The following is a 15,396-nucleotide window of genomic DNA, read 5'->3' on the forward strand; positions in this document are numbered from 1 at the left end:
ATTAACTTGAAGGAGGATATGACATGGTACAAGTATTAGAAAAAAAGTTACAAGAAATTTTTGGAAAGCAATCGATGTATCAATGGGAGGCACGTAAATCCACAGCGGAACAGCGTGCACAAAAATTGTTGAAATTAAAGGAAGCAATTTTAAGTCGGATGGACTGCTTTGTAGAAGCAGCAAACAAAGATTTTGTGACACCTAATTCTACAGCACAAAACCAAATTTATTCAGTTATTCATGCAATAGATTATGCAATAGAAAACGTAGCAAATTGGATGAAGCCAGAGCCGGTTGAAAATCCGCAAGATGGTGAAGCGTATATTTTATATGAAGCACGCGGACGTGTTTGTATTTTTGGTACTTGGAACTCACCAATGTCTGTAACAATTCATCCACTTGCAGAGGCACTTGCTGCTGGGAATTGTGTTGTACTTAAACCAAGTGAATTTAATCCGAACTATAACAAAATTTTGCAAGAAGTAATTGAATCAGTATTTGATGAGCAGGAGGTGGCGCTTGTCCAAGGGGAGGCCGATGTATCCGAACAGTTATTAAGGTTGCCATTTGATCACTTCTTCTTTACAGGTAGTCCACGTATTGGGAAAATTGTCATGCGTGAAGCGGCCAACCACTTAGCAGCAGTGACCCTTGAGTTAGGGGGGAAATCACCAGTTATTATTGATAAAGGATATGATTTAGTCAAGGCAGCACAAAATTTAGTTTTCGGGAAAATTTTAATGGGCGGACAGTTTTGTATTTCACCAGATTACATTTTTGTGCATGAGGAAGATTTAACTGCTTTTGCTGCGCTTTATCAACAAATGACAGTAGGGATGCTATACGATGATGGCAAAATCCGTTCAGTAGAGCGTACGCAAATTGTCAATGAGCAACACTATAAGCGTATTAAAAACTTATTCGAAGATGCGCTAGCAAAAGGTGCGGTTATTTTAAGTGGTGGTACATTTGATGATGAAAACCGTTTAATTGAGCCTACTTTACTCGGTGATGTGACGGCTGAAATGCTTATTGCTGAGGAAGAAATTTTTGGTCCTTTAACATTTGCACACACGTATACGGAAGTAGAGGAAGTTTTACGCTATATTCAAGCGAACCCGAAGCCGCTTGCATTATACATGTTTAGCGAGAATGAGGAATTCCAACAAAAAATATTGGCGTCGACTTCTTCAGGTGGTGTAACAATTAACGGGATTTTCATGCATAATACTCATTTACCATTACCATTTGGCGGTGTTAATAATTCTGGAATTGGTAGCTTCCATGGTATCCATGGGTTTAAAACATTCTCACATAACCGGGCGATTTATAAAGTGAAATGATCATCTAAGGATATATCTAAATACCAAGGCCTTTTAATAAATACTTTTAAATTTAAAGGTACTTTCTATTTAAATTGAACAGAAAGTACCTTATTTCATTTGCAATTAAGGTTATTGCACATCTTCCGCTAATGCAGTAAATATCACACCGAGTCCATAAGCACCTGCGTCTGGGTAGCCTAGACTTCGATCTCCGACAGTTCCTGCACGCCCCATACGGGCAACAATGTGTTTTGTTGCCTCAGCACCTTCAACAGCGGCTAATGCACCACGTTTAAAAATGTCAGCGAATGTCGTTTCGTTAGCTGCTTCTGACCAAACATTCGCACAAGGAACGAATGCATCGATTAATGTTTTATCACCGACAACAGCACCACGTCCAAAGGAACGTTCACCAGTTGTTTGAATGCCTTTCACTGCTGCTTGGAGCATAGCTGCAAAATCCGATACCGCTAAAAATTCTTTTCCTTCAACTGCTTTACCTGCTGCGCGGAAGGCTGAGCCCCAAATAGGACCTGATGCGCCACCACAATGCTCCATGATAATCATCGAGCAATGATATAAAAATGCATTCATCGATGGTTCGCTAGTAAGCTCTGTCCATTCACGTTTTAATTGTTTAAAACCCTTAGCGACACTCATGCCGAAGTCGCCATCTCCTGCATAGGAGTCCAATTCACAGAACGGCACTTCGTTTTCAATAATGACTTCGCTCATTTTATCGATGTAATAATGCATGTTTCCTAATGAAAATTGCTCGTTTATGATTTTGGCAAATTGCTTATTAGTTTCTACTTTAAAAGAAGGCTCCGCTATATTGTTTGCTTGTTGTATAGGTTCAAGCATTTGAATTGGTTCTACCTCTCCGTCAACTTTAAATGCTGGTGTAGAAGCAGGAGCATTGAAATATTGCTTCAGTTCATCATCTAATTTTAATATAGATAAGGATGCTCCAGCCATATCAATGCTCGTCATGAAATTGCCTACAAATGTACGGTGAACATTGACACCTTGTTTAGTAAGAGTACGAATGACGCTATTATTGAATACATATAGCTCTTGAAGAGGTGTTGCACCAAAGCCGTTGATTAAAACTGCTACTTCGCTTACATTGCCTAAATCATTTAATAGATCCTTTACCATACGTTCTGCTAAAGCGTTTGCATCCATCATTTTCTCACGACGAATACCAGGTTCACCATGAATTCCAACACCATATTCCATTTCATCTTCACCTAAAGAGAACATGGGAGTCCCTTTAGTAGGAACGGTACACGATGTATACGCAAAGCCGATGCTTCGAACATGACCTGCTGCTTTTTCTGCGATTTTTTTAACTGTTGCAAGATCAAACCCAAGCTCAGCTGCTGCCCCTGCAATTTTATGCACAAACACTGTACCTGCAACACCGCGGCGTCCGACAGTATACAAGCTATCCTCAACAGCGATATCGTCATCGACTTTTACGTAATCAACAACTATCCCATCTTCAGCAGCGAGTGCAGCACCATTTTTAAAATTCATTATGTCACCAGAATAGTTTTTAATAATCATTAATACGCCTTGCTCCGTCGCTACTTGTTTGATCGCTTGATAGACTTGGATTTGTGATGGGGAAGCAAAAACATCTCCAAATACCGCTGCATCAAGCATTCCAGCACCTACAAAGCCTGCATGCGCTGGCTCATGACCACTGCCACCACCACTAATTAAGCTCACTTTACTTTTTTTTAGCTGACGACGGAAAATCACTTTATATTTTTCGTTTAATTGAAGCTCTGGATGTGCAAGTACGAGACCGTTACACATTTCCATTACTAAATTTTCTGCTTGATTCATTAATTTTTTCATTTATGATACCTCATCTTTTTTAATTTTTTGGTAGGACAAAATTTGTCCTTTCATCATACATAAATATTCCTTGGAAGTCTGATCTAAAAGGGGTTTAGTGCTTTTAATTAGAAAAAGCGATCCACTTAGTCAATTACAAGAAGCCACACTGTGCTTGTCCTTTCTGTTAAAGCATGATTCCCCCTACAAGTTCATACAGTAGGAATGATGATAAGTACGGTAAAGAAGGTGCGCATTGAAAAAAAGTATACAAATTGCTGGTACATTTGTCAGTTTAGTAGTTGGTGCAGGCTTTGCATCTGGACAAGAAATCTTGCAGTATTTTACAAGCTTTGGCTTGGTAAGCTTAGTTGGCTGTATTGTAGCAACAATTATATTTGCTGTTCTAGGGATGACCCTTGCTCAGATTGGCACTGATTTGCAGACTACCTCCCATAAGGAGGGGATTCATTATATTGGTGGCCGGTTTTTTGGTCCAGTGCTCGATTTGTTAATTTCATTTGTGTTATTTGGTATTGGGATTGTGATGTTAGCTGGCGCTGGATCAACATTTAATCAAATGTACAGAATCGAGCCTTCCGTAGGAAGTATGCTTATGACATTAGCTGTGATTTTTACTCTTTTGTTGAATGCAGATCGTATTATTAACATTCTTGCGATAATAATGCCCTATTTAATGGGGGTAATCTTATTACTTTTAGTTTATTCATTATTTACAATGGATTATTCCATTAGTGAGCTAAATGTAATGGCAAAAAATCAGCCTTCCGCAACTTCTCATTGGCTATCAGGTGCAGTATTGTATGTTTCCTATAACATTGCAGCAGGGGCAGCGATGCTTATTGTCATGGGGGGGACGACAAAGGATCGAAAGGTAGCTAGGCGTGGTGGGATATTAGGTGGAATCATTCTTGGTTTATTAATTTTTTTAATAAACGCGGCCCTTTTTGCAAAAATGGATGTAGTGAGTGGTGTTGAAATGCCAACTCTTAAGCTAGCAGAACAGATTCATCCAATAGTTGGTATGATGATGGCAATTATTTTGTTAGGGATGATTTATAGTACAGCTGTCGGAACACTTTATATTCTCGCAGTAAGATTTGTGAAGCCAGATGGGTTATCATTTAAATTAGTAGTCATGCTGCTATGTTTAGTCGCTTTTGCAATTAGTCTCATTGGTTTTACAACGTTAATCACCAACATGTATGCGATTATGGGTTATTTAGGAATCGTTTTAATTATTGCGGTTTTGTTTTCATGGCTACGGAATACTAAAGTTGCTTAAATTAAATTTAAAATAGGACTGGCTAGTAAAAATTATTTTTTTCCTTTCATCAAAATCATAAGCGTATCAAATTCTAAAGGATTTGATACGCTTTTTTTGGGGAATCAAATAGGTACGTAAGTTTTTTACAACCAAAACTTATTAGCTCCGTCTAATAAGTTTGAAAGGGTGTGGAGAATGATAGAACGAGAGAGCAAACAAGTAGAAATTAACCTAGATAGGAGTAAAGAGGAGAAGCTTGAATGGCTAATGAATGAATATGGGCAAAAAATTACTAGATTAGCATTTACATATACGAGGCAAAAGGAACTTTCTGAAGATATTGCTCAAGAGGTTTTTATTAGATGCTTCGAGCACTTAGACAATTTTAGACACGAATCTACGTATAAAACATGGCTTTATCGTATTACTGTAAATCTTTGTAAGGACAAGTTAAGGAGTTGGTCATTCAAAAATATTGTCCTAGCTGAATTTTTTTCGACATCAAAAAGCACAGAAAAAACTCCTGAAATAGAAGTATTGTACCTTGAGGACAAACGCTTAATTTCTAAAAAAATTCTTTCGTTACCAGTGAAATATCGAGAAATAATAATCTTTTATTATTACGAAGAAATGTCATACAACGAAATATCGGGTTTATTAAATTTGAGTATACAAACAATTAAGTCCCGCTTACATAAGGCTAGGCAACTATTAAAAAAGGCATTGGAAGGGAGCAAACTGAATGGATGATTTATTTAAAAATATCGCAAATCACTTAAATAAAACCGTGATGAAGGATATTGATTTTAATGAAAAAAATAAAGACTATGTTAGGAAAAGCTTATCCAAGCGGAGGAGCAATCGATTCAGTCTAAAGTCTATTTTCACTAATCTTTTACCGATTAGTTTAACTGGTCTATTATTTATAGGGGGAACTTATTACTTCATTACTGAGTTGGAAATCTTTCCACAAGAAAAACAGTTGGCAAGTACAGATAATTACGAAGGGGACCCGCAAGAACCGATAAATGAAAGTCCTCTTTATACACCTCCTATACAAGAGGAATCGTTTGAAAACATGACAAAAGAAGATGTAGTACGAAAGTTATTAAATTCAGTGGATTATTTTCACACTGCAACCGGGAAATTTGAAGAGCATGTAACCTATTATGATGATTCCGTTAGTACAACCATTGTTGAATATACATTAAGTATAAAAAATAAAATTGGTGGCATCGAAAAAATTACAGATTTATTTGATGAAAAGGTGATGGGTTCTGAGGAAAGAATTCAAGAATATGTTTATAATCATGAAAAAATCTGGTATATAGATAGTGAAAATAAAACATATCATGTTAATAGCTATGAACCTCAACCTGCTAAAGAAATGACCACACCAGAGAAGATAGCTGATTTCAAATTTAAAAAAATCTATGAAAATAATGAGATTTTCAGGGAGAGACCACCAATTGGAGCTTCGGGTATGTCTTTATTTCCCTATGAGTTTGCAGCAAGTTATTTAAAAAATATGCAACTTTGGGAAATTGAAAAACAAAACGAAAAATTATTAGGTCATAATACCATTGTTTTAAATGGAAAAATGGATGAGAAAGTAATTACTAAAACAAAATTGAAAGAAACAACGGATACATTCCGCTTTTGGGTAGATAAAGATACAGGAATCTTAATTAAATACGAAACGTATGATGTGGGAGGTCAACTTATTAGTTATCTCCACCCTGAAAAATTAGAGATTAATGTGCCGGTTGATCTAAGAAAATTTGTTCCCAACTTAGAAGGCTATAATAAAAAAGAAACACTTGATAAATTTTAGCTACTGATAACAACTCAGGGAACGCTTAGCTTTCCTTGAGTTTTTTGTATATTATTCCCATTTTATTGTATGATGGTGACAAAAGGTAAATCTTTTAAAAACCATTTACATATTGGAGTGGTGAATATAAAAAAGAAAAAGTATTTATTAGGAATTATCGCTGTGATTTTAGTTATACCTATTATTTATGTACAAAGTAACAAAATAATCTATGCTAACAAAGTGTCACAATATCTTATTGAAGAAAAGGGTTATAAAAAAGAAGAAATTAAAACAATTGAAGGTGTATGGGGGAAAAAGCTCCCGGCCTTTTATGTAGTCGTTATTTTTAAAGATGAACCGAATATCGAATATACTTATTTTGCCCATAGCAAAGTTGGCCAATTTGAATTTAGATCGATTAATGGTACATCAGTGTCAATTGATGAATTAATAAACTATGAATCAGATTAATAGGAAGGTTTGAACTTGGTTGGGATGGCCTTTTAGACTAGTAACAGGTGCATAATTAAACCAGCAAACATTAAGTGATTAATGTCTGCTGGCTAAGGCATGATTTGGAATCTTAATCGTTTCGATAGTGAACTATGGATGTAGGGGCTAATTTTTTATCATTCTATAACCAACGCCAATATGTGTTTGAATATATTTTTGTTGACTCTCACTTTCAATCTTTTTTCGCAATGTAGCCATAAATACTCGTAATGATGCGACATCGTTCTCCCAAGTACTTCCCCAAATTTCTTTTGTAATGTAGTTATGGGTTAATACCTTTCCAATATTTTTGGATAAGAGAACAAGTAATTTATATTCTATGGGTGTTAAATGAAGTTCAGTCCCTTTTAGGAAAGCACAGCCCGCCGCATAATCAATCGATAGATCCCCATTTGCAAAATGTAAATTTTGTTGGGCACTATCTGTGTGATGATAATGAATTCTCCGAATCGCGACACGTAAACGTGCGAGAAGTTCTTCGACAGAAAAGGGCTTCGTTAAGTAATCATCAGCTCCTGCATCGAGCGCATCAATCTTATCTTGGTCCATGCTCCGTGCACTTACTACAATAATCGGCATGGTAGACCAGGATCGAATCTTTTTAATAATTTCAACGCCATCCATATCAGGTAATCCTAAATCTAAAATGACGATATCAGGGTTGTGAGAGACAGCTTCTAGTATTGCCTGACTACCATTACTTGCAGTTAGGAAGCGATAGTTTTGTGTTTCTAGTGTTGTCGTAATTAAACGTTGTATCGCTTCATCATCTTCTACAATTAAAATAAATGGCTTACTCATAAGTCAACCTCCTGTGTTTGTAATGTAAAACGAAAAATCGTACCTGATGGACTCCGATCATGGACAGTTAACGTCCCGCCATGTGCTTGAATAATTGATTTACATAAAGCTAAACCAATCCCCATACCTCTTCGACTATCTGCTATACCTTGATTTACCGTATAAAACATTTCAAAGAGCCTCTCTTTTGCAACCGTATCAATCCCATTTCCATTATCCGCTACTTCAACGACAATCCAATTATCTATCTTATTTGTGGAAATAACGATTTCCGAACCAATAGGTGTATACTTGATCGCATTATCAATTAAATTAATAAGAACTTGAATGATTAAACGAGAATCAAGTTTTGCCATGATGAGATTTTCAGATTCTTCAACCTTAATAATATGTTCAATACGTTTGCGATTAATATGCTTGAGCGCTTCTTCGATTACTTCTTCAATCAGCTCAGCTTTCATATTAATTTGCATCGTGCCTTCTTCGATCCGTGTAATAGAAAGTAAGTTTTCTACTAAATTAATAAGCCATTTTGCATCATCATAAATATCCTCATATAAACGAATTTTTGTATTTTCATCAATGTGATTACTACTACTAAGTAATATATTAGCATTGCCTGAAATGGTCGTTAAAGGTGTACGCAGGTCATGGGATATAGCTCGCAATAAATTTGCTCGTAGTTGTTCATTTTTTGCTTGGGAAACAGCCTCTTCTCGCATTCGAATAAAATATTCCCTTTCAAGCGCTAAGGCGCATTCACCAAGGATAGATAATACTAAATTATTTTCAAATGTATCAAGTGTTTCCGATTGATTTAATGGTATCCCTATAACACCATATACATTTAAGTTAGTACGAACTGCTAAATATAAGCATTTGGCACTGCTTAAAGTATTTGTTGATGCTCCGGCGTGTTTATTGTTTTTAAATACCCAAGTTGCAACGGCTAATTCTCTTTCTGTGAGTAGTTCAGTGGTATCACAATAAGTTTCTTTATTTAGAACAATATTTGGTTGTACTAACTCGTTTTCAATTGTTGGATAATAGACGATTTGACGATTTAATAGTTTAGCTAATTGTTTAGCAGTTGTATTTAAAATGGCCACAGAACTAGTTGCCTGCTGAAGTAACTGGTTTGTTTCTAGTAATATTTTTGTTCGGTAAGCTGTTTCAGCGGAAACTTGCGCCTGTCTTCGAAGTTTACTTGCTAACGTACCGATTGAAAATGCTGTGATAAACATAATAACAAATGTAACTTGATAACTTGATTCTCTTGCGGTAAGGGAATACATTGGGTCGGTAAAAAAGAAATTAAAGGCAATGACACTTAGTGCAGCCATTAATATACTAATTAACCGGTTTGCAATTAAAATAGCCGTTATTAGGACGCCTAGTATATACATATTAATGATGTTTGTATCACTAAATTCAAGCTCTTGAAATAAAAAACCTACAATTGTTGTGAGAGCTAAAATGACACCCATTTTGACTAAATCAACGAGTGCGAAAGAAAATTTTACTTTTGCTTCTTTTTTTGCTTTATAAGGTTTAGTTTGTTGATCTGGGATAACATATATATCTAAATTCGGAGCTAACAGTGTGAGCTGCTCTGTAAATGATTTTTTTATATGAAGAAAAGTGCGTTGTGTATTGGAACGACCAATGACAACTTTTGTGACACTTGTATATCGTGCGAATTCAGAAATTTGGAAGGCTACGTCTGTACCGTGAACTTTTTCAATTGTTGCACCGAGCTGTTCGGCTAAGCGCATATTTTTTCGTAATCTTGCCTTATTGTTTTCGGTCCAGTTGGAAAAAGAAGGCGTTTCAACAAATAAGGCTGTGAAATGTCCTTTAAAAGCATTGGCCATACGTGCAGCGTTTCGAATAATTTTCTCGTTGGAAGGAGAGGACGATAAGCATACTAAAATATGTTCTCCCGCATTCAACTGATCTTTTATCTTTGATTTAGTTTTTTCCGCAACATAATGGACACGGTCAGCTGTACGTCTTAAAGCAAGTTCGCGCAACGCAACTAAATTTTCTAACTGAAAGAAGTTTAGAACCGCTTTTTCCGCTTGCAGCTGCTGATAGATTTTTCCTTCATTTAACCTTTCTAAAAGGTCTATTGGCTCAATATCAACTAATGTCACTTGATTGGCTTCATCAAAAAAATAATCAGGAATTCGTTCCCGTACAATGACGCCTGTAATGGAAGCAACTAAATCTTTTAAGCTTTCAATATGTTGAACATTCACAGTTGTATAGACATCTATACCCGCCTTTAAAAGCTCCTGAATATCTTGATAACGTTTAACATGCCTCGCCTCTACAGAATTGGTATGGGCAAGTTCATCTACTAATAGTAGTTGGGGTTTTCTTGTTAATGCAGCATCTAAATCAAACTCCTGAAGCGTTATCCCTTTATGTTCAATAACATGTGTCGGTAATTGCTCTAGTCCCTCTATTAATGCGGTTGTTTCTGGTCTTGCGTGTGGTTCGATATAACCAATCACAACATCTATTCCATGACACTTCATCTCATGGGCTGCTTTTAGCATTGCATAGGTTTTACCGACACCAGCTGCATAACCAAAAAAGATTTTTAACTGTCCCTGGTGTTGCTCTTTTTTAATGGTGAAGATCCGTTTCAGAATTGTATCAGGGTTTTCTCGCTCGAAATTCATCCTCATCCCTCATTTATCATTCTAGTTTTTACAATAGTATAGCGTTGTAGATGTTAACGCAGAATAAGTATATACCTATCAGACATTAAGATTGTATAAAGATTTTCCTCTACGTGTCTCCTTTCACAATGATGCTTTCATTCAAATTCTCCATCTTAATACAATCTTTATTTTATTCATTGTCTTCCTAACACTATATTAATTTTGAATTTTGTATTGTTGTGTTAGAGGGGGAATGAGCATGCAATTTATTATTAGTACAATTGGAATATTAGCAGTCATTTTACTGTTTTACTATATTGTAATTTTGCTAAGGGGGGACCGAGCATGATGAATTTAATACTTCAATACGCCTTGTATTTAATTATTCTAGTACTACTTGCAATTCCACTTGGTAAATACATTGGAAAAGTGATGAACGGAGATCGCGTTATCCTTTCAACAATCCTTCATCCAATAGAAAAAAGCATCTATAGTTTATTAAAAATAAAGCCTATTGATGAAATGGATTGGAAAAAATATTTCGTCTCCGTATTACTCTTTAGTGGGATAGGCTTTTTATTTCTCTTCATTTTACAGTTATTACAGGGAGTTTTAATTGGAAATCCTCAAGGTGTTCCGAATATGAGCTGGCATTTATCGTTTAATACAGCAATAAGTTTCATCACAAATACAAACTGGCAAGCTTATACGGGTGAAGCACAAGCTTCCTATTTAGTGCAGATGATTGGGTTAACAGTTCAAAACTTTGTCTCAGCAGCGACAGGAATTGCTGTATTATTTGCACTTATTAGAGGGTTAATGCGAGTGAAAGGCAATAGTCTTGGTAGCTTTTGGGTTGATATAACGAGAGTGAATTTATACATTCTTTTACCACTAAGCTTCGTCATATCAATCGTTCTCGTTTCACAAGGTGTTGTTCAAAATTTGAAGTCAGCTGAATCGGTGCAATTACTTGAACCAATTGCAATTCATGAAGACGGTACGCTAATTGAGGGAGCTACAATTCATATTGCAACAGATGAAGTCATTGTAAACGGGGAGGTCGTAAAGGATGCCCAAATTATAACAGAGCAGTTTGTTCCAATGGGAACAGCCGCGAGTCAAATTGCAATTAAACAATTAGGCACAAACGGCGGAGGCTTCTTTGGCGTAAACTCAGCACACCCACTGGAAAATCCAACAGCACTTTCTAATTTACTCGAGTTGCTTGCCATATTAATAATTCCTGTCTCATTGTGTTTCACTTTTGGCTTCATTATAAAGGATAAAAAACAAGGCTATGCGATATTTACTGCGATGTTTATGATCCTTGTATTAGCAGTTTTTGGTTTAGCGGTAGCAGAGCATATGGCTACGCCGCAACTTGCGCAAGATGGATTGGTTGATTTATCAATAGGTGAGCAAGCTGGGGGCAATATGGAAGGGAAGGAAGCGCGGTTTGGTATTGCGTCATCTGTAATTTGGACGGCATATACAACAGCGGCCTCAAATGGTTCGGTGAATTCAATGCTAGATAGTTATACGCCACTTGGAGGCATGATTCCAATGGTATTAATGCAACTAGGTGAAGTTGTTTTTGGTGGTGTTGGTAGCGGGCTATATGGCATGTTATCGTTTGTGATTTTAACGGTATTTATAGCAGGGCTAATGGTTGGACGTACACCGGAATATTTAGGGAAAAAAATTGAACCTTATGAGATGAAATGGGCGGTGCTTTGCTGTTTAGCAACACCAATGGCTATTTTAGTAAGCGGTGGCATTGCAGCTCTAGTTCCAACGATTGCAAATAGTTTAAATGACTTAGGTCCGCACGGGTTTTCAGAGTTTCTATATGCTTTTACGTCTGCAGGTGCAAATAATGGATCTGCCTTTGCAGGATTTGTAGCAAACACACCTTTTATAAATGTAATCTTAGGTTTATCGATGGTATTTGCTCGTTTTGTTCCCATTCTTTGTGCATTAGCGATTGCAGGTAACCTAGTTCAAAAAAAGAAAATGGCGGCAACTGTAGGTACGTTATCAACGAACAGTGGGTTATTCATCTTTATATTAACGTTCGTCATACTGTTGATTGGGGCCTTAAGCTTTCTACCAGCGATTGCACTTGGTCCAATTGCAGAATATATGATCATGTTACGTTAGGAGGAAATTGAAAATGACGACAGAAACGAAAAATATATTATTAAATAAACGTTTACTTTCAAGAGCATTAAAAGATTCTATTTTAAAATTTAGTCCGATAGATCAATCAAAAAATCCAGTAATGTTACTCGTATATATTAGTGCAATTTTAACGTCAATATTATGGATTATATCCTTATTTGGTATAAAGGATGCCTCTTCAAGTTACACGCTAACGATTGCAGTCATCTTATGGTTTACCGTACTTTTTGCTAACTTTGCCGAAGCAATCGCTGAAGGAAAAGGGAAAGCACAAGCCGATACTCTAAGAGCTGCCAAAAAAGATGTAGCAGCAAACAAATTAATAAGTATTGAAGATTTAGATAATATCGAAGTTGTTTCCTCTGCCATCTTGCAAAAAGGTGATCTTGTGCTAGTGCGAGCAGGGGAACTAATACCGGCTGATGGTGAGGTTATAGAAGGTGCTGCTTCAGTCGATGAAAGTACGATAACCGGTGAATCTGCTCCTGTTATACGAGAAAGTGGTGGTGACCGTAGTGCAGTAACAGGCGGTACAGTCGTTATTTCAGATGCACTTATTATTAAAGTGTCTAGTATTCCAGGAGAGAGTTTTTTAGATAAAATGATTGCCATGGTTGAAGGGGCAGCACGTAAAAAGACACCGAATGAATTAGCGCTTCAAATATTCCTTGTCGCATTATCCATAATTTTTATTTTAGTAACGCTGTCGTTGTATACATTTACTTCCTTTTCAGCCAATTTAGTAGGAGAAAGGAATCCAATTTCGGTCACAACACTTGTTGCATTACTTGTATGTTTAGCACCAACAACGATTGGGGCATTGCTTTCAGCAATTGGTATTGCAGGAATGAGTAGACTTAATCAAGCAAATGTTCTTGCAATGAGTGGACGTGCGATAGAAGCAGCAGGTGATGTCGATATATTAATGCTGGATAAAACAGGAACAATTACAATTGGTAACCGTCAAGCAACAGCTTTTGTTCCAGTTGATGGTGTCACAGTTGAGGAATTAGCCGATGCTGCTCAGTTATCGTCGCTGGCAGATGAAACACCTGAGGGACGTAGCATTGTAATACTGGCAAAAGAGGCATTCGGAATCCGTGGACGATCAATGAAGGAACAACCATTGCATTTTATTCCTTTCAGTGCGAAAACGCGCATGAGTGGAGTTGATTTTGCAGGTAATGAAATTCGAAAAGGTGCAGCTGAAGTTATTAAAACTTATATACAACAACAAGGAGGAACGTATAGTAAACAATGTGAGGAAGCTGTGAGGCAAATCGCAGAAAAAGGTGGAACACCATTAGTTGTGGCAAAAAATTTTAGAGTGTTAGGTGTTATTTACTTAAAAGATATAGTGAAACAAGGTGTACAAGAGAAATTTGCAGACTTACGCAAAATGGGCATAAAAACGATCATGATTACTGGAGATAACCCGATAACTGCAGCGGCAATTGCAGCAGAGGCAGGAGTTGATGATTTTTTGGCTGGTGCTACGCCTGAAGCAAAGCTTGAGATGATAAGAGCGTTTCAGAAAAAGGGCCATCTAGTTGCGATGACAGGTGATGGAACGAATGATGCCCCAGCGCTTGCACAAGCAGATGTAGCCGTTGCAATGAATACTGGAACACAAGCTGCAAAAGAGGCAGGAAATATGGTTGATCTTGATTCCTCACCAACAAAATTAATTGAAATTGTTCGAATAGGGAAGCAATTACTAATGACAAGAGGTAGCTTAACGACATTTTCTATTGCCAATGATTTAGCCAAATATTTCGCGATTATCCCAGCATTATTTATCGATTTATATCCCGAGCTAAATAAGTTAAATTTGATGCAATTGAGTAGTCCAAAAAGCGCAATATTATCAGCAATCATTTACAATGCTTTAATTATTATTGCATTAATTCCGTTAGCACTTAATGGAGTAAAATACCGTGAATTACCTGCAGAAAAATTATTAACTAGAAATATTTTTATTTATGGACTTGGAGGTATTGTTACACCATTTATCATGATTAAGTTAATCGATATTTTACTTGATCTAGTTATTTTTTAAAAAGGAGTAATGAGAAAATGAGCTTGTTAAAAGTTACATTATGGAGAGCAATTTTAATCTTTCTAGTGTTCACAATTGTATGTGGGGGTATCTATCCTTTATTGATGACGGCATTTGCCCAAGTAACATTTCCTGAAAAAGCGAATGGGAGTTTACTTGAAGTAGACGGGAAAATGTATGGCTCTGAATTGCTAGGTCAACAGTTTACTGAACAATCACACATGTGGGGACGAATTATGCAAATCGATACAGCAACTTATAAAGATTCAGAAGGGAAATCATTAATGTATGCATATCCAGCTAATATAAGCCCTGCCAGTGATCAATATGAAGCATTGGTAGCTAAACGGATTGTTACTATTCAAGAAGCCCATCCTAACAAAGTTGGGGTGCCAGTTCCAGTTGATTTAGTGACAGCTTCAGGTAGTGGTTTAGATCCAAGTATTTCTATTGCAGCTGCTATGTATCAAGTGGAGAGACTAGCTGAGCATAATCACCTACCGATAGAAGAAGTAAAAAGAATAGTTCGCGAATGTACAGAAGCCCCATTATTCGGCCTATTTGGGGAAAAAACAGTAAATGTATTAAAAGTGAATTTAATGCTAGAGGGCATAATAAAATAAATCCTTTCTAGTTGTTAAAAATATTCCTCCCCATAAAATGTAGTGTTAGATTTCACTCTAGCACTACATTTTTTTATTTACATCCCCCTTCTTTTACTAATTATAATGGTCCTTAAGTGTAATTTGGATTTTATAAGACCGAGTGACAAAAGTCATTGTTTTAAAATTTTTAAATGCTACTTATTAGCCTTTTATACCAAAAAATAGATTTTTTAATAAAATATATCTTGATTTTCATATTTTTCTAAACATATTATTGTTTTTGAA

At 36.4% G+C, this 15,396-nt stretch carries 11 protein-coding genes; 8 read left to right on the plus strand and 3 right to left on the minus strand.

Going from position 1 to position 15,396, the window contains the following annotated elements:
- Positions 1-23: 23 nt before the first annotated feature.
- Positions 24-1,343 carry an aldehyde dehydrogenase family protein gene (locus tag MKZ17_RS06180; RefSeq protein ID WP_340722883.1) on the plus strand — a complete coding sequence of 440 codons (1,320 nt, stop codon included), beginning with the start codon at positions 24-26 and terminating at the stop codon, positions 1,341-1,343.
- 111 nt (positions 1,344-1,454) lie between these two features.
- On the opposite strand, the gene dhaK is transcribed toward MKZ17_RS06180, so the two are convergent.
- Positions 1,455-3,194, minus strand: a complete 1,740-nt coding sequence (dhaK, locus tag MKZ17_RS06185; RefSeq protein ID WP_340722884.1) for a dihydroxyacetone kinase subunit DhaK — start codon at positions 3,192-3,194, stop codon at positions 1,455-1,457.
- 235 nt (positions 3,195-3,429) lie between these two features.
- Here dhaK and MKZ17_RS06190 point away from each other — a divergent pair, with 235 nt between their 5' ends.
- From MKZ17_RS06190 to MKZ17_RS06205, 4 genes are all read left to right on the plus strand, one after another.
- Positions 3,430-4,479: a YkvI family membrane protein gene (locus MKZ17_RS06190; protein ID WP_340722885.1), complete on the plus strand. Its 1,050-nt coding sequence runs from the start codon at positions 3,430-3,432 to the stop codon at positions 4,477-4,479.
- A gap of 177 nt (positions 4,480-4,656) precedes the next feature.
- Positions 4,657-5,211, plus strand: a complete 555-nt coding sequence (locus MKZ17_RS06195) for a sigma-70 family RNA polymerase sigma factor (protein WP_340722886.1) — start codon at positions 4,657-4,659, stop codon at positions 5,209-5,211.
- Positions 5,204-6,295, plus strand: a complete 1,092-nt coding sequence (locus MKZ17_RS06200) for a hypothetical protein (protein ID WP_340722887.1) — start codon at positions 5,204-5,206, stop codon at positions 6,293-6,295. The genes MKZ17_RS06195 and MKZ17_RS06200 overlap by 8 nt, the downstream gene beginning before the upstream one ends.
- A 120-nt stretch (positions 6,296-6,415) precedes the next feature.
- Positions 6,416-6,748, plus strand: a complete 333-nt coding sequence (locus MKZ17_RS06205) for a DUF3139 domain-containing protein (RefSeq protein ID WP_340722888.1) — start codon at positions 6,416-6,418, stop codon at positions 6,746-6,748.
- Between the two features lie 147 nt (positions 6,749-6,895).
- On the opposite strand, the gene MKZ17_RS06210 is transcribed toward MKZ17_RS06205, so the two are convergent.
- Positions 6,896-7,591 (minus strand): response regulator transcription factor, encoded by a 696-nt coding sequence (locus MKZ17_RS06210; protein WP_340722889.1) that lies wholly within the window; start codon positions 7,589-7,591, stop codon positions 6,896-6,898.
- Positions 7,588-10,281: a sensor histidine kinase KdpD gene (locus tag MKZ17_RS06215; RefSeq protein WP_340722890.1), complete on the minus strand. Its 2,694-nt coding sequence runs from the start codon at positions 10,279-10,281 to the stop codon at positions 7,588-7,590. Before MKZ17_RS06215 ends, MKZ17_RS06210 begins: the two co-directional genes overlap by 4 nt.
- A 327-nt stretch (positions 10,282-10,608) precedes the next feature.
- Between MKZ17_RS06215 and kdpA the strand changes: the two genes are divergently transcribed.
- Genes kdpA through kdpC form a run of 3 tightly spaced genes read left to right on the plus strand, consistent with a single transcriptional unit; the run spans position 10,609 to position 15,129 of the window.
- Positions 10,609-12,426, plus strand: a complete 1,818-nt coding sequence (kdpA, locus tag MKZ17_RS06220) for a potassium-transporting ATPase subunit KdpA (protein WP_340722891.1) — start codon at positions 10,609-10,611, stop codon at positions 12,424-12,426.
- Between the two features lie 13 nt (positions 12,427-12,439).
- Positions 12,440-14,506: a potassium-transporting ATPase subunit KdpB gene (kdpB, locus tag MKZ17_RS06225; protein WP_340722892.1), complete on the plus strand. Its 2,067-nt coding sequence runs from the start codon at positions 12,440-12,442 to the stop codon at positions 14,504-14,506.
- Positions 14,507-14,523: 17 nt separating this feature from the next.
- The gene (kdpC, locus tag MKZ17_RS06230; RefSeq protein WP_340722893.1) at positions 14,524-15,129 is read left to right on the plus strand and encodes a potassium-transporting ATPase subunit KdpC; all 606 of its coding nucleotides are present in this window, start codon (positions 14,524-14,526) and stop codon (positions 15,127-15,129) included.
- Positions 15,130-15,396 lie beyond the last annotated feature (267 nt).

Origin of the sequence: Solibacillus sp. FSL R7-0682, from assembly GCF_038005985.1 — a bacterium.
In the GTDB taxonomy this organism is placed as follows: Bacteria; Bacillota; Bacilli; order Bacillales_A; family Planococcaceae; genus Solibacillus.

Coding starts and splice junctions, on each gene's coding strand:
- kdpB (WP_340722892.1), top strand. CDS start 12,440: ATGACGACAGAAACGAAAAATATATTATTAAATAAACGTTTACTTTCA.
- kdpC (WP_340722893.1), top strand. CDS start 14,524: ATGAGCTTGTTAAAAGTTACATTATGGAGAGCAATTTTAATCTTTCTA.
- MKZ17_RS06200 (WP_340722887.1), top strand. CDS start 5,204: ATGGATGATTTATTTAAAAATATCGCAAATCACTTAAATAAAACCGTG.
- kdpA (WP_340722891.1), top strand. CDS start 10,609: ATGATGAATTTAATACTTCAATACGCCTTGTATTTAATTATTCTAGTA.
- MKZ17_RS06180 (WP_340722883.1), top strand. CDS start 24: ATGGTACAAGTATTAGAAAAAAAGTTACAAGAAATTTTTGGAAAGCAA.
- MKZ17_RS06195 (WP_340722886.1), top strand. CDS start 4,657: ATGATAGAACGAGAGAGCAAACAAGTAGAAATTAACCTAGATAGGAGT.
- MKZ17_RS06210 (WP_340722889.1), bottom strand. CDS start 7,591: ATGAGTAAGCCATTTATTTTAATTGTAGAAGATGATGAAGCGATACAA.
- dhaK (WP_340722884.1), bottom strand. CDS start 3,194: ATGAAAAAATTAATGAATCAAGCAGAAAATTTAGTAATGGAAATGTGT.
- MKZ17_RS06215 (WP_340722890.1), bottom strand. CDS start 10,281: ATGAATTTCGAGCGAGAAAACCCTGATACAATTCTGAAACGGATCTTC.